The following is a 16,980-nucleotide window of genomic DNA, read 5'->3' on the forward strand; positions in this document are numbered from 1 at the left end:
CATGACCGACACGACCGCCACGCAGCTCACCGGAGCCGGAATCGGCCAGGGCGTCGCCCTGGGCACGGTGCTCCGCATGTCCGACCCGCTCCCGGAGCCGGCCGAGACGCCCAGCACCCGCACCCCCGACGAGGAGAAGGCCCGCGTCGCTGAAGCCGTCGCCACCGTCGCCGCCGATCTGCGCAGCCGCGCCGCCAAGGTCACCGGCGTCGCCGCCGACGTGCTGGAGGCGCAGTCGATGATGGCGGAGGACTCCACCCTCGCCGACGACGTCGCCACCCGCATCGACGGCGGCACGACCGCCGAGCGCGCCGTGTTCGAGGGATTCGCGGTCTTCCGCGACATGCTCATCGGCCTCGGCGGCTACATGGGCGAGCGCGCCACCGACCTCGACGACGTCGCGCAGCGCGTGATCGCCGCGCTCTCCGGCCGCCCGGCGCCCGGCGTCCCCGAGTCGGACGTGCCCTACGTGCTCGTCGCCCACGACCTCGCCCCGGCCGACACAGCGCTGCTCGACCTGTCCAAAGTGCTCGGCCTGGTGACCCGAGAGGGAGGCCCGACCTCCCACACGGCGATCCTCGCCCGCGAGAAGGCGATCGTCGCGATCGTCGGCGTGGCGGGAGCGGACACGCTGACCGACGGCACCGAGGTCATCGTCGACGCCGCCTCGGGAACCGTCACCGTCGCCCCCGACGCCGACCAGCGCGCGGAGGCGCAGCGCCGCATCGACGAGCGCGCGGCGGCGCTCGCGGGCGGCCTCGAGCCCGGGGCCCTCGCCGACGGCACCGCGATCCCGCTGCTCGCCAACCTCGGCTCGGCCGAGGGCGCCCAGAAGGCCCTCGACGCCGGAGCGGAGGGCGTCGGCCTGTTCCGCACGGAGTTCCTCTTCCTCGACCAGCGCATGGCCCCCACCGTCGAGCAGCAGCGCGAGCAGTACACGGCGCTCCTCGCGGCGTTCCCCGGCAAGAAGGTCGTCGTGCGCGTGCTCGACGCCGGCGCCGACAAGCCGCTCGCCTTCCTCAACGACGCGCACGAGGACAACCCGGCTCTCGGTCTCCGCGGGCTGCGGGCGCTGCGCGCCAACGAGGACCTCCTGCGCGAGCAGCTCACCGCCCTCGCCGAGGCGGACGCCGCCACCGAGGCCGACCTGTGGGTCATGGCGCCCATGGTGTCGACCGTCGAGGAGACGCGCTACTTCGTCGAGCTCGCGAGCGGGTTCGGCCTGAAGACCGTCGGCGTGATGGTGGAGGTCCCCTCGGCCGCGCTGCTCGCCGACCGTGTGCTCGAGACGGCGGCGTTCGCCTCCATCGGCACGAACGACCTCACGCAGTACACGCTCGCCGCCGACCGCCTCCTCGGCTCGGTCGCCGGCTTCCAGGACCCGTGGCACCCGGCCGTCCTCCGCCTGATCGGGGAGGTCGGCACCGCAGGCCGCGCCCACGGCAAGCCGGTGGGGATCTGCGGGGAGGCCGCCGCCGACCCGCTGCTCGCCGTCGTGCTCGTGGGTCTCGGCGCCACCACTCTGTCCATGTCGCCCGCGGCGCTCGCCGACGTGCGGCTCTCCCTGACCCGTTACACCCTCGACCAGGCGACGTCCCTGGCCGAGGTCGCCCTGGCCGCCGACGGCGCGGCCGAGGCCCGGGAGGCGGTCCGTGCGGCCGCCTCCACGCTCACCGCACCACCCCGGTAGCGCCCGCAACCCGAGCGATACGTCCCCCAACGATCCCCGTGATCACCGACAGAAACGAGGCACCATCATGACATCGGCGACAGTGACGACGCCGAAGAAGCCCGGAGGAGCGCGCGTCCACGTGCAGCGCTTCGGGACCTTCCTCTCGAACATGGTCATGCCGAACATCCCGGCGTTCATCGCCTGGGGGTTCATCACGGCCCTGTTCATCGCGACCGGCTGGCTGCAGAACACCGGCTGGGACATCAACGGCATCCTCGGCGGCTTCGGCGACCAGGCCAAGATCGGCTGGGACGGCGCAGCCACCGTCCTCGCGCAGGACGCGAACGGCCACACCTTCGAGCAGTATGTCGGCCTCGTCAGCCCGATGATCACCTACCTGCTGCCGCTGCTCATCGCGAACACCGGCGGCCGGATGGTCTACGGCGTCCGCGGCGGCGTGGTCGGCTCGATCGCGACCATGGGTGTGATCGTCGGCTCCAACATCCCGATGTTCATCGGTGCCATGATCCTCGGCCCGCTGAGCGCGTGGATCATGAAGAAGGTCGACTCCATCTGGGACGGCAAGATCAAGGCCGGCTTCGAGATGCTGGTCAACAACTTCTCGGCCGGCATCGTGGGCATGCTGCTCTCGATCGGCGCCTTCTTCGGCATCGCGCCGCTCGTCGAGTGGCTGAGCACGGTGCTCGGCGGCGCCGTGAACTGGCTCGTGTCGGCGCACCTGCTGCCGCTCGCGAGCATCCTGATCGAGCCGGGCAAGGTGCTGTTCCTCAACAACGCCATCAACCACGGCGTGCTCACCCCCCTGGGTGTCGAGCAGGCCCAGCAGACCGGCAAGTCGATCCTCTTCCTGCTGGAGGCGAACCCGGGTCCCGGATTCGGCATCCTGATCGCCTACTCGATCTTCGGTCTGGGGGTCGCCCGTGCGAGCGCTCCGGGCGCCGCGCTGATCCAGTTCGTCGGCGGCATCCACGAGATCTACTTCCCGTACGTGCTCATGAAGCCCGTGATCATCATCGCGGCCATCCTCGGCGGCATGACCGGCATCGCCGTCAACGTGACGTTCAACTCCGGTCTGCGCGCCCCGGCCTCGCCCGGGTCGATCATCGCCGTACTGCTCCAGACGCCGGGTGACAGTTTCGTCGGGGTGACGCTCTCCGTGATCTGCGCCGCGGCCGTGTCGTTCATCGTCGCGTCGGTCATCCTGCGCGCCAGCCGCAAGCGCGACCTCGCCTCCGGCAACGCGGGCGACCTGTCCGCCGCCGTGGCCCAGACCGAGGCCAACAAGGGCAAGCAGTCCAGCGTGCTCGAGGGCCTGGTCGACGAAGGCGAGCACGACGCCGGCGACGCCCAGGGCGACGGCACCGACCGCCTGGTGCGCAACATCGTGTTCGCATGCGACGCTGGGATGGGCTCGAGCGCGATGGGCGCGTCCGTGCTGCGCAACAAGATCAAGAAGGCGGGCATCGACGGCGTCACGGTGACCAACCAGGCCATCGCGAACCTCGACGGCACGGCCGACCTGGTCATCACGCAGCGCGAGCTGACCGATCGCGCCAAGGGCCAGTCGCCGGACTCGGTGCACGTGTCCGTCGACAACTTCATGAACAGCCCGCGGTACGACGAGGTCGTCGACCTCGTCAAGAACCAGCAGGCCCAAGCAGCACCGGAGGACGCCACCAAATGACCGACACCATTCTCGACCGGGCGAACGTCGTGGCCGCGGGCACCGCGACCACGCGGGAGGACGCGATCCGGGAGGCGGGTGCCCTGCTCGTGCAGGCCGGCGCCGTGCTCCCCGGGTACGTCGACTCGATGCAGGACCGCGAGAACACCGTCTCGACCTTCATGGGCAACGGTCTCGCCATCCCGCACGGCACCAACGAGTCCAAGGACGAGATCACGCGTTCGGCCCTCTCGTTCATCCGCTACTCCTCGCCGCTCGACTGGGGCGGCGAGGAGGTGCGGTTCGTCGTCGGCATCGCCGGGCAGAACAACGAGCATCTCGAGATCCTGTCCAAGATCGCCATCCTCTTCTCGGAGGAGGACGACGTGCAGAAGCTGCTCGACGCCCCGGACGCGGACGCTCTGTACGCGCTCCTCGGCGACGTGAACGAGTAGGAGAGGGACAGGATGAAGGCCGTCCATTTCGGCGCAGGCAACATCGGCCGCGGCTTCGTGGGGCTTCTGCTGCACGAAGCCGGGTACGAGGTCGTCTTCGCCGACGTCAACGCCGAGCTGATCGACGCGCTCGCGGCGGCGGACTCCTACGACGTGCACCTCGTCGGCGAGGAGTCTCAGACGAAGACCGTGACCGGCTTCCGCGCGATCAACAGCGCGACCGACGAGGAGGCTCTGGTCGCCGAGATCGCGACCGCCGACGTGGTCACGACCGCGGTGGGACCGCGCATCCTGCGCTTCGTCGCCCCGGTCATCGCGAAGGGACTCGCCGCCCGGGCGGACGACGCCCCGCGTCTGGCCGTGATGGCGTGCGAGAACGCGATCGGCGCGACGGACCTCCTGGCCGCCGAGTTGATGGACGGCCTCCCGGACGACGACACGCGGGAGGCGCTGGGCGCGAAAGCGGTCTTCGCCGACACCGCCGTCGACCGGATCGTCCCCGCCCAGGCGCCGGACGCGGGCATCGACGTCACCGTCGAGACCTTCTACGAGTGGGTCGTCGACCGCAGCCCGTTCTCCGGGCAGGTGCCGCCCATCCCGGGCGCCCACTTCGTGGACTCGCTCGCGCCCTACATCGAGCGCAAGCTGTTCACGGTCAACACCGGGCACGCGACCGTGGCGTACACCGGGTTCCTGCAGGGTGCCCGGACCATCAGCGACGCCATCGCGATCCCCGCCGTGCGCCAGGCCGCGGAGGACGCCCTGGCGGAGACCTCCGCGGCCCTCATCGCCAAGCACGGGCTCGACCCGGAGGAGATGGCCGCGTACCGCGCGAAGATCCTGGACCGCTTCACCAACCGGTATCTGGTCGACGAGGTGGTGCGCGTCGGTCGTGAGCCGCTGCGCAAGCTCGGCCGCAACGACCGGTTCATCGGACCGGCCGTCGATCACGTGGCGTTCGTCGGCTCGGTGCCGCAGGCCCTGCTCGCCGCCGTCGGGGCCGCGCTGCGGTTCGACGTGCCGGAGGACACCCAGAGCGTCGAGCTCAAGCGCCTACTCGAGGAGGCGCCGGCCGAGGACATCGTGAGCGAGGTCACCGGGGTCGTGCCCGGCGAGGCGCTCTACGACCCGCTCGTCGCGATCGTGCGGGAGGCGCAGGCCTGACCCTGCGCATGGCATCCCGGAGGCGCTCCGACCATCGCGGTCGGGGCGCCTCCTGCGTTCAGCGGGGCTGGAGGGTCGTGGTCGGGTCGAACGACCACGCCAGCATCGACGGCCACTCGCCGTACCCGGCCGTCAGCTCCAGGTGACCGCCGCCCGGGATGGTGTGCACCGGGATGCCGAGCGGCGCCCCGTAGGCCGCCTGCGCGCCCTCCGGACAGAACGGGTCGTCGTCCGACGCGACGATGGTCGTCTCGTACGCAAGACCTGCGAATCGCGATCATCACCTGGATCGAACGCGCCTACCACCGACGTCGCAGGCAAGCCCGCCTCGGCCGTTTGACCCCAATCGAGTTCGAGACCATCATGAACCAGAGCCTGGCCCTCGCGCCCTAACCGAAACAGAGCACCCGCGGTAGCGGGCACCGATCAGTCAGAACAGCCGCCGACGGCGGGGCTGCGTCCGGTCACGCGCTCGCGCGGGACACCCACAGCACTGCGCAGGCTCCGCCTGCCTCGATCCCGAGCAGCCGCGCGGAGATCTCCGACCGTGGTCCTAGAGTTTGGCCATGACGGCGGCGCCGGTGTTCCGGGCGATCTTGCTCCATGACGAGGAGGCCCGCGATCGCGCCGTGCTCGTCCCGGCCGCAACGATCCCGCCTGCACGGTTGCGGATCCCGACCGTGTACGCCGGGGCGGCCGCGTGCGACGTCTACGAGCTCGTCGACGACACGGACTGGCCAGAACAGGCCATGTTCCGGCACGCCGGCGTCAACCCGCGCACGACGAACGACCGGTCCGACCCGGCATGATCGTGGTCGGCGCCCTCGAGGGGCGATGACCACGGCGCCGTCTCGTACGATGCTGGTCGGTTCGTCTTGGTACGTTCGCAGGATGAAGTGGAGCGAGCTCGTGCCGCGTGTCCCGGGCTTCCCGGCCGCTCCCTGGACCCGGGCCTACGGCGTCCGATTCCCGGGCCGCGACAAGGATGGCGGCCCCTTCGGGCCGCCCGACGTCGAACGAGTGGACATCCCGGCAGGTGCGGAGCTCGACATGGATCTACTCGTGATCATGCCGTACGAATTCGATGACCCGTACGAAACGATCGTCGTGATCCTGAACGAGCGCTGCAGACGGAAACCGCGGCTGCTGCGCGAGCTCCAGCGGCTTACCCCGGCATCACCCGACCGCCCCGACCTCCGCGTCTACATGCCCGAGCAGGCGCCCGGCGATCCGGAGCTCAGTCGCGGACTACAGGACGTGGTCGATGCCGCAGGCATCCCCGCCGAGATCTCGCCGTACTACCCCTGATCCGGCCTCTCAGCGCCTATGGACGAGGTTCGCGGCGACCCACACATAGACCGGATGCCGTTCGCCGGCGGGGATTTGGCGGACGAGGGCAAGGCCGCCGGTGCTCCAGGCAATCGCATCGGCGTCGACGAGCTCGACTGGCCCGAGCAGGCGCTCTTCAGGCACACCGGCGTGATCCCCAGTACGACGACAGACTAGGGCGACCCGAGCTGATCGGGTCGGCGCCCACGAGGGGCTTTGACGAGGAGCTGACCTGCGAGAGATGGCTCTCTCAGAGCGCGTCCACCTGGAACACCGCCCCCGGGAGGACCACCGCGTCACTACGGAGGAGGAGGAAGCGAGCCGCTCCTTCCAATGTGATGATGCCGTGTGTTACTTTCCTGCAACGAGCAACAATGCTCTGCGTTCTGGGGGGAACGAATCAGTGAACGGCTCTCGTCGTGCGAACGCTGGGCTCCTCCTGGACGCCGTCACAACAGGGGGAACATTCGTGAAGCGCAGTTTGATTCGATGGGCCGCATCGCTGGGGGCCGTTGCATCTATGGCGATGTTGACCGGCTTGGTAGGGGATCCTGCCGGTGCAGTCACCGCGCCGGATGCAAACCAGTGGATAGCGGCGATCAAGTCTGATGTCGAGCATCGGAATGACCAGGCTTTGGTCGCCAGCGAGAGAAAGTCGAGCCTCCTTCGCTCGGCTCCGGTTGTGACTCAAAGTCGCCAGGCGGCGATCGTCGCTGAAGAGACTCCGCTGCGCGAGCAAGCCTCCTGGTTCGCCGCGCATGGTGACGCCTTCACGGCATCAACTTCTGTCATCGACATCATCTCGTCATCTGTTTCCGGCGACACATCGACGGTCAAATTCAGAGAAACCACGACCATGAAGCGGGCTCCGCTCGCTGACGGAACACCCCTTCCTGACTACGAATATGGCTCGATCCAGAAAGCTGAGCTTAGTCGCGTTGACGGCGCATGGAAGGTAGCCGCTCTCTCGCATGACCCACTCGAGACGGCCACGACGATGTACAGCCCCGCTCTTCTGACCGAGATGAAAAATGGGAGCCTGGAGCCCGGGTACCAGAAGTGGAAGAGCGATCTGAGCGCAGGGGCGCAGGTAGCGAAGCAGGGCCCTGCCGCTGTAGCTCTCACCAGCGTCAGCAAGACTGCGATCGTGTCGTACGCCAACGCATACTGGAACAACTACAACACTGCGTACGTCGCTCAGAGCAACGACTGCACGAACTTCGTTTCGCAAGCTTTGCTGGCCGGAGGATGGGGGCAGACGGCGACTGGTGACAAGAATGATGTCAACCGCTGGTTCTACAACGGCCTGAACAACGTCTATGAATGGTCCAAGACATGGATCAACGCCCAATGGCAGAACGCCTACGGTACCAACCACGGCCTCTTGACGCAGGAGACGAACGCTCACTTCCTGGCCGGCGACATCGCCTACTTCATCTGGAACGAGAGCACATCCGACGGGACGATGGATCACGCCGGAATCGTCACTCAGATCGTTGGCACCGAGCCCTACTTCACTTACCACACCTCCAACCAGCACAACGCATCGTGGACGCAGGTTAAGGCGCGAGCTGTGGCGTCAGGTGAGGCCCAGTACACGTTCCAAGTTCAATTGTTCGACTTCCATGCCTGAACGGGCCACAGTGAAAATAATGATGTGAGGAACTGATGAGGAACACGACGGAACTACGCTGGAGATACTGGGGCCTGGCAGCCTTAGTGATACCTATCGCCGCAGTCGTGTTCCTCATCACCATCGTTGTCAGCTCGCTACCAGACAAACCCACTCGCGACGACGCCCGCGCCGAGGCAGGCAGGATACTCGGCTACGTCGAGACGCGCGATACCGGGGCCTTGGACGCGTACTTCCCGGCCTCCTACCCATCCGGCGGCAGCGAACTTATTGCCGAATGCGGTGCGCTCGCGGATAAACGCCAGACAGTGCGCGTCTCGGGAACTCCCGACTTTCCCACTTCATTCCGAATCACCGTAAACGGAGTCGCCAAGAGCGATCCTGCGCAGGTTGCATCTTGCACGTTCGGACTCAGCAGGAAAGACCGGCACTGGGTGATCAGCGCCGTGTAGTTCCAAAGAATCGAAGCGGCATCCCCGGCATATCGAAACGGTGGGAACCGCGACTTGCCGCACCAGCGACAGCTACCGGGAGGATGTGACCATGACCACCCCGTCAGCGAAGCAGCCCGAGCCTGCGCCGCAGGTGTCGCGTGCATGGCGCAATGTCCGGTGGGGCGCCGCCCTCGGCTTGCTGTTGGTGTTCGCGATCTTCTCGACGATTGGGTATCGCGAGTGCACTATCGAGAGCACCCTCGATGTGGACGGCAAGCACTCCGTGGTTACGACATGTGCCCCCTTTGTCAGTCGCCAGCGCGAGTTCACTCGTCGCCCTACTAATCGTGGTGCTGCTACTATGGCCCGACTTCTCAGAAGTGACCGTTCTCGGAATCTCCTTGAAGCGGAAAGTTGAGGAGGCTCAGGCCGCAGCGAAGAGCGCACAGGATGGCGTCGAAACGCTGCGCGGAATCGTCTTGGTGCAGCAGTCGCTGATCAACGCGAGCAGTCAATCCACCGCGAACAATTCGATGACGGTTCACATTGGCGACGACAAGGTGACGTCAACGACAAGCGAACACCTCCAGAAGCTGGCCCATCGGGTCGAAACCCAGAATTGGGATTGGGCCGCTGACCCGCGTGGCGTCCCGTCGAATGCAGAACTGAAGGTCGCCATTCTGGAGCACTACGAAGTGCTCACCGAGATGATTGGCTGGACTCGTGTTCCGCGGCGCAGCTACGTCAGGGCCGACGATTCGATGAAGTGGTTCGAGCTTGATCATGCCGCCGAGATCAGTGCCGTGCGCACGGTGCGCAACGCTGTGGCACATGCGAGGCCCGTTTCGGAGGAGGATCTCGAAGCGGCCTTGGTAGTTCTCCGCGAACTTCTCACCGCTGCCCAACGGCACCGTTCCGAGAGCTGAGCCCTCGATACGGGGTTTCGCTGTCCGAGCTTCGATCGCGATCGCCGTCCACCCGTCCGAGACCCCCGCAGCAGCTGATCTCGCCCGCCTGCAGGGCAAGTCGGGCGCGCACGACGCCGTGCTCCTAGTCGACCAGGACTGGCCCGGCACCCGGGCGACCCTCACCGTCCAATCACGCCGCACCGCCGGCCTCGGGCACGGGTGGGGGCTGCTGACCGACCGTGAGCTCGACATCGTTGCCGTCGGCCGCGGCAACGGGGAATCGGTTCCCCGTTGGCGCCGGCGGCGCCACCATCAGTCGCGCTCCGCGGCCGCGCGGCGCTACCATCCGGGCAGGCCAATCGACCCGGATCAGATTGACGCAAGCGAAGAGCCCTAGTGGTCTGACTTCGAGGGTGCGGCCGTACCGGTCGTTCGTCATCGAGACGACAACTACCTCGGACGGTCCCTCGCTCCAGGCCGCTGATACGCCGTCGGCATCGATGCCGTGCCCATCGGCATGGTACGGCTCGACGAGACCGGACACGCGTTCGCCTTCCAAGAGAAGGACCTCCCGGACGCGGACTGGCAGCCAGCCGCCAACCTCGATGCAGCTGTGAGAGCCATCATCGAGAACGCCTTCCCAGGGCGTAGGCGAGCGGCTACGAAAGACGTTGGTCGCGCTCGACGAAGGGCCGAATCCTTCTCTCGAGGAGAGCACGGATCTTGTTGTTCTGACCTCTGGTGATGTTCGCCTTGATGCGCTTATTGAACATGTCAGTGAGGAACCAATAGTCTTCATGCCCTTCTGTGGTGTTCCACTGGTCGGGGAAGAACGCGCCGGCGTCGTCGAGGTAGTCCAGCAGGCCGCGGGTGAAGAAATCGGAGGTGAGAGTCACCTGCCGTCCTTCTGCGTAGGCGAGGCGCAGAGCGAGCAGCTTGGGCAGGACGTTGACGTCTCGATCGAGGTCTTCCTGCTCGAAGTGATTCACACACACGCTGCCGATCGGTTCCAGCTCGGAAGCGTTGTGAGTATTCCGGATGGTGAACAGCCATCGGAGATCGGTGTGGCCGCAAACGCAGACACCCGAACTGTTCGGATCGCCCACCACCCCGACGACGACCCACTCACGGCGCGCCGCGCCCCAGGTTTCTGCCCGTGAATGTCCGACGACGGCTGCCTCGAGCGCGTCGAAATTCTCCCTCGGCACCCCAACACCTCGATTCGATTGATCTGCGCACGGCTTTCAGTGGTGAGCTCGAAGTCGTGGCCATGACCTTGACAGACTAGGCCGCAGCCACCTTGTCGAAGCGCTCCTGAAGATACGAATAGCGGTCATCGTTTGCTAGCAGCCAATTGAAGCGGAGCGTGAAAGTCAGTGCTCCACGGAGTGATTGCATTAGCCCGCGGAGCTCCGCTTCTTCCTCGTCGGTTCCGGCACTAGCGTGCTTCAACTTCTCCGCCGCGCCACGAACTTTCACGATGCTCAAAGCGACCATCGACTCGAGGGTGGAGTTCTCTTCGGGCTGCTGCGCAGCGTGCGCGAAGCAGAGGGCGCTCGCCCGCTTGGTGGGAACCAGCTTCCCTCCGCGATCGAAGGTCAGGTCCTTCTCGTCAGGGCAGTACTTACGCACCCATTCCAGAACGTCATCCTCGTCGAACGCGGTGCGGAGCAGTCGGTCAATGAACTCAACCAAACTGTTCGCGGCCTGGGATACGCCGTCGTCGGACATCGTGAGGGCCTGTTCAAAGCCTCTCAGTTTTCGGGAAAGGACGTCGCTGATCTCTTGCGCTCGATGTTGTGTTTCGACGTCGAGCATCACCCGCATGATGGTGGTCAGCTCGTCCAGATCAACGTCAAGGGTGGTTGCTTCTTCATTGCGAAGAGGGAACCCTTTGGCTTTCAGATCGATGTCCCGGTTGTTGAAGAACGAGCCGACCATTTGGTCCAGTTTAAGCACACCGTCAAGCAAGACCGCCTCGGCTTCGCTGAGGCCGGCGAGGTCGGCTCGCTCTCTAGGGGTGAGTGGTGCGGCCGCGTCCTGCAGCGCCTGGGCGATCGGCATGGAACTACGCAGGAATCTGCGGACGCCAAGTAGCAGTAGCGCCACGTCGTCGTTATACGCGACGGTGAGTCGATGGAATCGTTTCGTCCCCATCAGGCGGTTGACGAAACGTCGAGTGCCGGGCCTGTTCAGCCTACCCATGCTGGCCTTGATGCGCTCGGAAACCTCCTCCTCGGAGAGGTCGGCCAGGTCAGCCAGACGGCTTTCAGGGAAACCTTCCGGGAAGAGTTGCTCGAACCGCGTTGACAGTCCGGCCAGCCGCTCGTCCCACGTCCGGCCGTTCTCGTCGAGCAGGTCGTACACGGTGGCGACCATCGCATCCAGCACGTCGAGAGCCATCGACGGGAGCCCGAACGCGCGCCTGACACGCTCGGGAACCAGCCGAAGCTCGGTGGCAAGCGCAGATCGGCGCTCGCCATCAAGTGGTGGATCCGTTGGCAGCATAAGGTCTCCATTCTCGGTACCGAGAAGGAGCCTCTATACCGGCACTTCTAAACCACAAAACTCACCCATGAAGTTTATCCCCATCCGCTGACAATTGCTCAGTTGCAGGCTGTCAGGTTCGAGCCATTTCAGCACGGGTGGCTGCTTGGGGCGCCTAGATCGTGGGATGCTGGGTTCGGTCCTCGCTTGCGCTGCCGGCACCGCCACCCCACTATCGCCAGGCGGTCTCGGATGGGCGCCAACTGCCGTTGGCTGCCCCGGTGAGGATTGGAGTGATGAACGCTGTCATGAGCGTCTGTGCGGTTTCGAGAGTGTCATACGCAGCGCAATGCGGTACCTGCCTGGCCTGACGAGGGTAGGTTTCCGCCCATTCGACCGGCAGCAAGAAGGAGTCGAAGGGGGCGAGACGTCGCAGACCCTGCTCCCGTGTGATCGCGGTCGCCAGCTCGTTCGCGTCGATTCCGTCCTGTGTTCGAGCGATAACCACGAGGTCGATTCCGTCCTTGACGCGAGAGGACGGTCGACCGCTGTAGGTATCGACGGTCGCTCAGACTTTGTCGGCGATCTGATCTGGCAGCGGATACAGCTGATAGTCGCGAGTGACGACGTCTCGCAGCGACAGACGGTAAGCGGGTTCGTACGCCACGGGCGGTGCGGTCAGGATGACGCCCCCGACAAGATCTACCTTGACCGATCCAACCTGCTGTGCGCCGATGTAAGTGTTGAAGGTCACGCGCGCGCCGTCGAGGTATGGCTGATTCTCCCCGGCCGCAATATCCTCGGTGCCGGCGAAGACGAAGTTGAAGTGGTCACCGAGGTTCACCGCCGCGAGCTCGCGGAGCCGTTCAACTGCCTGGGCTGCCGTGTATCCGTTTCGGAAGAGGTCGATGTCCCGTGTAGCGCGACTATCGGGCACACGGGCCAGCATCATGGTGCCACCCTTAAGTACCCATTCCGGGTCGGCGAACACCCGGACCAGGAACCTGTCGTAGTAATTCAGCTGAATGAGGTCCCCGACTGACATCGACTTATCCTCGCGTGCGCGATCACGGGCCCGCGCACCGATCGCCGCCCGGATGCCGGCAGCCGTGTATGGCCGTTCAGACGGCATCTCTGTCCACCCCATCCTCAACGTCGATCTGCTCGATCGTGCGTTGTTCTTGAATGGCCCTCACCATCGCAGCCATCGCAGGTTGCGTTGTTGCCAGCCGAGGGGATGAAGCCTGCCGCGCCGCTGATTCGAGTACGGCCTGTGCGGCCGGACTGATCTGTATACCGTCGCGCAGCGTGGCAATCAGAGCCGTCGCAACTGGGGAGACCACACCACCCATGCTTTCGGGGAGCATCGCTCTCACGATGCTCTGTCGGACGTTCTCCAGCGCCGTATCCATGGCCGGCTTCGAAATCTCAGATACCCATCTCGCGGAGGCAATCTGAAGGGCAGAACCGAGATCGCCTATTACCCCTTGCGCCACCATCTTCGAGATCCCATCAAGCATGGCCTCTGTCCCCGCCGGCGTCCGCAGCACCACCTCCGCGAGGCTTCTGTCGTCCACCCCTGCGAGGTGCGCGACGCGATCGACGACAGCCACCCCATCGCTGGTCCCGTTCCGTCGGGCTGCAGCGTCAGTGATCAGCTCACCCATCCCATCCACACTCAGTCCTCGCATCACCGCATCACGGAACCCCTGGGACACCAGCGTCAGATCCGTATTCTCATTGACGAGGTCAGCGAGAGTCTGAGCGACCGTAGTTACCGGAAGACCCCGAGCAATCGTCACCGACGTCGCCGGGAGCTCACGCTTGCGGATCCGTACGTCCGGCCGCTGCGACTGTTTGCGCACCGCGACCGAGAACTCATGAACCCCCGCACGCAGGTCCCCAATGCCGTGAACCTCGGCCGCCGACGCGCCACTCACGACCACCCCCGCCGCCCCATCACGCAGCCGCTCACCCGCGAGACGCGAAGGATCCGTACTCAGCCAGGCTGCACGGAGTTCCTCCAGCTCATCCGCCGGCGCTCCCGCATCCCGATAGACACCCTGATTGACACGAACGAGCTGCCCCGCCCGAGCAAGCCGAGACAGGTCAATGCGCTCCACCCCGACTTCCGAAGCCTGCCGGGTCGTGAGCATTCCCCACTGAGACGCCGCGATCTCCACAATCGCAAGCATCGCCTCGTTCGACTTCATTCTTGGATTGTATCACTATAAGGATACAAAGCAAGCATAATACTGTTACGAAGCAAGCAAGACGCTACGCTGGTAATATTCACATGTCAGCTTGGCGACAAGAAGCTGTTGAACGAGTACAGAAGCAACCGCGGCTGCTGCGGAATTCGCACCAGAAACCAGCATGCCCCGAAGGACAGTAACGAATTCCCTGAGCTTCGAATGGTCAGGCTCGTCACTCGATCAGCCTGGGCGATGGACTCATCGGCATCGATCAGTTCGAGGGCATCCAACGTTATGTCGGAAGACGCGCTAGAACTGCCAACCGTAGGCGCGCACGGAGTCGAAGAATTCCGCCACATCGACACCGTGTTCGTCGGCGATGCCAGGGATCTTCTGATTTCGGTCCTCAGTGTTTGGGCCCTTGCGGCTCTCTTCAGTGACAACGATTGACCCCTCTGCCTTCGCGTGAGCGATGATGAACGGGTCCGCCTCGTTCAGTTGACCCTGAACCCAGCCAGGATGGTCGGCGCCGAGCTGGGCGACCGTGAGTAGCTCGGCATCGGTCACAGGGCACACGAATCCAGGTAGCTTTTTCGCCCGCTCATATAAGGGATCTCCCCCACGGTGAACCTCGCGCAGAATCGCCTCGCAGATGCAGCTCTCCCCCGCCGAATCTGCTCTCCGAAATTAGCGCCCACAACGATTCCGACGCGCAACGACGCGATCAGGAAGGCGCGCATGCCGACGAGCGTAGCGCGCGTCCGGGCCGGGCCTCCGTGCGCCGCCCGTCGGCGATCACGGCCTCCCCCGCCACGAGCACCCACGGGATGCCGGCGGCGGGCAGGCGCGGTTCGGCGAACGTCGCGCGGTCGGCCACCGTCGCGGGTTCGAACAGCACGAGGTCGGCCACGAGGCCGGGGGCGATGCGGCCGCGGTCGGTGAGGCCGAGCACGGCGGCCGGGCGGGCGGAGAGGTGCGCGACCGCCTCCTCCAGGGTGAGGACGCCCTCGTCGCGGACGTAGTGGCCGAGGTAGCGGGGGAAGGTTCCCCACGCGCGCGGGTGCGGCTTGTCGCCGACGAGGATGCCGTCGCTCCCCCCGGTGTGGCGGGAGTGCCGCATCATCGTGCGCACGTTCGCCTCGTCGCCGACATGCTGCAGGATGCCGGTGCCGAGGCGGTCGGCGACCAGCAGGTCGAGGGCGACCGCCGAGGCGGGCTCACCGGAGGCTTCGGCGAGGGAGGCGACGGTGCGGCCGACGCGGTCGGCGAGAGCGGCGTCGCGCACACCGGAGATCTCTATCGTGTCCCACTCGACGGGCACGCCGTGACAGCCGTCGGTGCCGACGACGTCGAGCTCGTGGGCGATGCGCGCCCGGGCGGTCGGATCGTGGAGGCGGGCGAGCGTCGCCGCCGGGCCTCCCTCGGCCGCCCAGCTCGGCAGGAGGGCGGCGAGCGTCGTCGAGCCCGGGAGATACGGGTAGGTGTCGAAGCTGAGCTCCACGCCGTCGGCGAGGGCGGCGTCGAGGAGTGCGATCAGCTCGCCCGCTCGGCCGCGATTGACGCGGAAGTTCATGGTCGCGTGGGAGAGGTGGAGGGCGACGCCCGAGCGCCGGGCGACCTCGACCATCTCCGCGTACGCCGCGAGCGCCCCGGCACCGTAGGACCGCTGGTGCGGCACGTAGACGCCTCCGTGCGCGGCGACCACCTCGCCCAGTGCGACGAGCTCGTCCGTGCTCGCGAACATCCCGGGGACATAGGTGAGCCCGGACGACATGCCGAACGCGCCGTCGCGCATCCCGCGGTCCACGCACGCGCGCATGGCGGCGACCTCCTCGGGCGTCGCTGCACGATCGGCGGTGCCGACGACGTCGAGTCGCACGGTGCCCTGCGGCACGAGAGCGGCGACGTTGGCGGCGGGGCGGGCGCGGTCGACCGCCGCGAGATAGTCGGCGATGGTCGGCCAGCCGGCACCGAGCTCGTCGGGGACGCCGTTCCAGCCCGCGAGCTGCTCGCGCAGGACCGCGACCGCCTCGGGAGTGGCGGGGGCGTAGGAGAGCCCGTCTTGACCGACGACCTCGCAGGTCACACCCTGCGAGACCTTCGCGACGTGCTCGTGATCGGTGAGCACAGCGAGATCCGAATGCGCGTGCATGTCGATGAAACCGGGGGCGAGCGCGAGACCGTCCGCGTCGAGGACGCGCGCGCCGGGTGCGTCGAGACGGCCGCCGACCCGCGAGATGCGGTCCCCCTCCACCAGCACATCACCGGCGCGCCCCGGCCGGCCGCTGCCGTCGAGCACGAGCGCGCCGCGGATCAGCGTCGACGGCGCCTCGCTCATGCGTGGGTCGCAGCGAGGGAGAACGCGCGCGCCCGCTCAGTGACGGCGCCCCACGACGCGGCCGCGATGTCGGCGGCGCTCACGACGCTCGAGCCGGCGGTCACGGCAAGCGCGCCCGCGTCCACCCACGCGCCGGCGTTCGCCGCGGTGAGCCCGCCGGACGGCACCACCGGGACGTGCGGCAGGGGCCCGCGCAGATCGCGCAGGTAGCCGGGGCCGACCAGCGACGCCGGGAAGATCTTGACCGCGGCGGCACCCAGCTCGACCGCCCGCATCACTTCGGTCGGGCTGAGAGCCCCGATCAAGATGGGCACCCCCGCCTCCCGCGCCACGGCGGCCGCTCCCTCGCTCAGGCCCGGGGTCACCAGGAACCGCGCGCCCGCTGCGATCGCCGCCTCGGCCGTGCGTGCGTCCGTCACGGTGCCCGCTCCGACCAGGGCGTCGTGCTCCCCCTCGACCGCCGCGGCGATCACCGACTCCACTCCGGGCGTCGTGAAGGTGAACTCGACCGTGCGGATGCCGCCGGCCGCGAGCGAACGGCAGAGCGCGACCGGGTCGTCGATGCGCGGCGCGCGCACCACGGCGAGGGCACGGTCGTGGCGGAGGGTGTCGAGCAGCATAGGGGTCCGTTCAGCCGAAGGCGGTCTCGAGCAGGCCGACGACCCGCGGGTCGTCGGCGAG

At 66.6% G+C, this 16,980-nt stretch carries 18 protein-coding genes and 2 pseudogenes; 11 read left to right on the forward strand and 9 right to left on the reverse strand.

Annotation, left to right across the window (positions count from 1 at the left end):
- Position 1: 1 nt before the first annotated feature.
- From ptsP to LLS1_RS17685, 4 genes are all read left to right on the forward strand, one after another.
- Positions 2-1,690 (forward strand): phosphoenolpyruvate--protein phosphotransferase, encoded by a 1,689-nt coding sequence (ptsP, locus tag LLS1_RS17670; protein WP_226657594.1) that lies wholly within the window; start codon positions 2-4, stop codon positions 1,688-1,690.
- 67 nt (positions 1,691-1,757) lie between these two features.
- On the forward strand, positions 1,758-3,377 hold the full coding sequence (locus tag LLS1_RS17675; protein ID WP_223358866.1) for a PTS mannitol transporter subunit IICB: 1,620 nt from the start codon (positions 1,758-1,760) through the stop codon (positions 3,375-3,377).
- Complete coding sequence (locus LLS1_RS17680) at positions 3,374-3,811, forward strand: PTS sugar transporter subunit IIA (protein ID WP_223358865.1); 438 nt, start codon at positions 3,374-3,376, stop codon at positions 3,809-3,811. The genes LLS1_RS17675 and LLS1_RS17680 overlap by 4 nt, the downstream gene beginning before the upstream one ends.
- Before the next feature lie 12 nt (positions 3,812-3,823).
- Positions 3,824-4,975: a mannitol-1-phosphate 5-dehydrogenase gene (locus LLS1_RS17685; RefSeq protein WP_223358864.1), complete on the forward strand. Its 1,152-nt coding sequence runs from the start codon at positions 3,824-3,826 to the stop codon at positions 4,973-4,975.
- Positions 4,976-5,033: 58 nt separating this feature from the next.
- On the opposite strand, the gene LLS1_RS17690 is transcribed toward LLS1_RS17685, so the two are convergent.
- A complete protein-coding gene (locus LLS1_RS17690) occupies positions 5,034-5,219 on the reverse strand; it encodes an alpha/beta hydrolase (protein WP_226657629.1) in 186 nt (61 codons plus the stop codon).
- Between LLS1_RS17690 and LLS1_RS17695 the strand changes: the two are divergent.
- The 7 genes and pseudogenes from LLS1_RS17695 to LLS1_RS17725 form a co-directional block, all read left to right on the forward strand.
- Positions 5,213-5,368: pseudogene (locus tag LLS1_RS17695) on the forward strand (IS3 family transposase); the annotation flags it as partial. The gene LLS1_RS17690 and the pseudogene LLS1_RS17695 overlap by 7 nt on opposite strands.
- A 173-nt stretch (positions 5,369-5,541) precedes the next feature.
- Entirely contained in the window at positions 5,542-5,784 is a 243-nt protein-coding gene (locus LLS1_RS17700) for a hypothetical protein (protein WP_226657596.1), read from the forward strand.
- A gap of 82 nt (positions 5,785-5,866) precedes the next feature.
- Positions 5,867-6,283, forward strand: a complete 417-nt coding sequence (locus LLS1_RS17705) for a hypothetical protein (protein ID WP_226657597.1) — start codon at positions 5,867-5,869, stop codon at positions 6,281-6,283.
- Between the two features lie 54 nt (positions 6,284-6,337).
- The gene (locus tag LLS1_RS17710) at positions 6,338-6,481 is read left to right on the forward strand and encodes a hypothetical protein (protein ID WP_226657599.1); all 144 of its coding nucleotides are present in this window, start codon (positions 6,338-6,340) and stop codon (positions 6,479-6,481) included.
- Positions 6,482-6,773: 292 nt separating this feature from the next.
- Positions 6,774-7,937 (forward strand): amidase domain-containing protein, encoded by a 1,164-nt coding sequence (locus LLS1_RS17715; RefSeq protein WP_226657601.1) that lies wholly within the window; start codon positions 6,774-6,776, stop codon positions 7,935-7,937.
- Between the two features lie 107 nt (positions 7,938-8,044).
- The gene (locus LLS1_RS17720) at positions 8,045-8,389 is read left to right on the forward strand and encodes a hypothetical protein (RefSeq protein WP_226657603.1); all 345 of its coding nucleotides are present in this window, start codon (positions 8,045-8,047) and stop codon (positions 8,387-8,389) included.
- A 362-nt stretch (positions 8,390-8,751) separates the two neighbouring features.
- The gene (locus LLS1_RS17725) at positions 8,752-9,297 is read left to right on the forward strand and encodes a hypothetical protein (RefSeq protein WP_226657605.1); all 546 of its coding nucleotides are present in this window, start codon (positions 8,752-8,754) and stop codon (positions 9,295-9,297) included.
- 172 nt (positions 9,298-9,469) lie between these two features.
- On the opposite strand, the gene LLS1_RS17730 is transcribed toward LLS1_RS17725, so the two are convergent.
- From LLS1_RS17730 to LLS1_RS17765, 8 genes and pseudogenes are all read right to left on the reverse strand, one after another.
- Positions 9,470-9,823: a hypothetical protein gene (locus tag LLS1_RS17730; protein ID WP_226657607.1), complete on the reverse strand. Its 354-nt coding sequence runs from the start codon at positions 9,821-9,823 to the stop codon at positions 9,470-9,472.
- Between the two features lie 115 nt (positions 9,824-9,938).
- A complete protein-coding gene (locus LLS1_RS17735; protein WP_226657608.1) occupies positions 9,939-10,487 on the reverse strand; it encodes a hypothetical protein in 549 nt (182 codons plus the stop codon).
- 76 nt (positions 10,488-10,563) lie between these two features.
- A complete protein-coding gene (locus LLS1_RS17740; RefSeq protein WP_226657610.1) occupies positions 10,564-11,682 on the reverse strand; it encodes a hypothetical protein in 1,119 nt (372 codons plus the stop codon).
- 652 nt (positions 11,683-12,334) lie between these two features.
- Complete coding sequence (locus tag LLS1_RS17745; protein ID WP_226657617.1) at positions 12,335-12,811, reverse strand: nucleotidyl transferase AbiEii/AbiGii toxin family protein; 477 nt, start codon at positions 12,809-12,811, stop codon at positions 12,335-12,337.
- Positions 12,812-12,887: 76 nt separating this feature from the next.
- The gene (locus LLS1_RS17750) at positions 12,888-13,979 is read right to left on the reverse strand and encodes a type IV toxin-antitoxin system AbiEi family antitoxin domain-containing protein (RefSeq protein WP_226657619.1); all 1,092 of its coding nucleotides are present in this window, start codon (positions 13,977-13,979) and stop codon (positions 12,888-12,890) included.
- A gap of 291 nt (positions 13,980-14,270) precedes the next feature.
- A pseudogene (locus LLS1_RS17755) lies at positions 14,271-14,618 on the reverse strand (DUF4411 family protein); the annotation flags it as partial.
- 67 nt (positions 14,619-14,685) lie between these two features.
- Positions 14,686-16,299 (reverse strand): amidohydrolase family protein, encoded by a 1,614-nt coding sequence (locus LLS1_RS17760; protein ID WP_226657621.1) that lies wholly within the window; start codon positions 16,297-16,299, stop codon positions 14,686-14,688.
- Positions 16,296-16,919 (reverse strand): bifunctional 4-hydroxy-2-oxoglutarate aldolase/2-dehydro-3-deoxy-phosphogluconate aldolase, encoded by a 624-nt coding sequence (locus LLS1_RS17765; RefSeq protein WP_226657623.1) that lies wholly within the window; start codon positions 16,917-16,919, stop codon positions 16,296-16,298. Before LLS1_RS17765 ends, LLS1_RS17760 begins: the two co-directional genes overlap by 4 nt.
- Positions 16,920-16,980: the final 61 nt, after the last annotated feature.

The organism is Leifsonia sp. LS1 (assembly GCF_020521355.1).
Lineage (GTDB): Bacteria > Actinomycetota > Actinomycetes > Actinomycetales > Microbacteriaceae > Leifsonia.

Bases quoted from the DNA above. Each gene is read 5' to 3' on its own strand.
- ptsP (WP_226657594.1), top strand. From the start codon at position 2: ATGACCGACACGACCGCCACGCAGCTCACCGGAGCCGGAATCGGCCAG.
- LLS1_RS17675 (WP_223358866.1), top strand. From the start codon at position 1,758: ATGACATCGGCGACAGTGACGACGCCGAAGAAGCCCGGAGGAGCGCGC.
- LLS1_RS17680 (WP_223358865.1), top strand. From the start codon at position 3,374: ATGACCGACACCATTCTCGACCGGGCGAACGTCGTGGCCGCGGGCACC.
- LLS1_RS17685 (WP_223358864.1), top strand. From the start codon at position 3,824: ATGAAGGCCGTCCATTTCGGCGCAGGCAACATCGGCCGCGGCTTCGTG.
- LLS1_RS17700 (WP_226657596.1), top strand. From the start codon at position 5,542: ATGACGGCGGCGCCGGTGTTCCGGGCGATCTTGCTCCATGACGAGGAG.
- LLS1_RS17705 (WP_226657597.1), top strand. From the start codon at position 5,867: ATGAAGTGGAGCGAGCTCGTGCCGCGTGTCCCGGGCTTCCCGGCCGCT.
- LLS1_RS17710 (WP_226657599.1), top strand. From the start codon at position 6,338: ATGCCGTTCGCCGGCGGGGATTTGGCGGACGAGGGCAAGGCCGCCGGT.
- LLS1_RS17740 (WP_226657610.1), bottom strand. From the start codon at position 11,682: ATGGCTCTCGACGTGCTGGATGCGATGGTCGCCACCGTGTACGACCTG.
- LLS1_RS17745 (WP_226657617.1), bottom strand. From the start codon at position 12,811: ATGTCAGTCGGGGACCTCATTCAGCTGAATTACTACGACAGGTTCCTG.
- LLS1_RS17750 (WP_226657619.1), bottom strand. From the start codon at position 13,979: ATGAAGTCGAACGAGGCGATGCTTGCGATTGTGGAGATCGCGGCGTCT.
- LLS1_RS17760 (WP_226657621.1), bottom strand. From the start codon at position 16,299: ATGAGCGAGGCGCCGTCGACGCTGATCCGCGGCGCGCTCGTGCTCGAC.
- LLS1_RS17765 (WP_226657623.1), bottom strand. From the start codon at position 16,919: ATGCTGCTCGACACCCTCCGCCACGACCGTGCCCTCGCCGTGGTGCGC.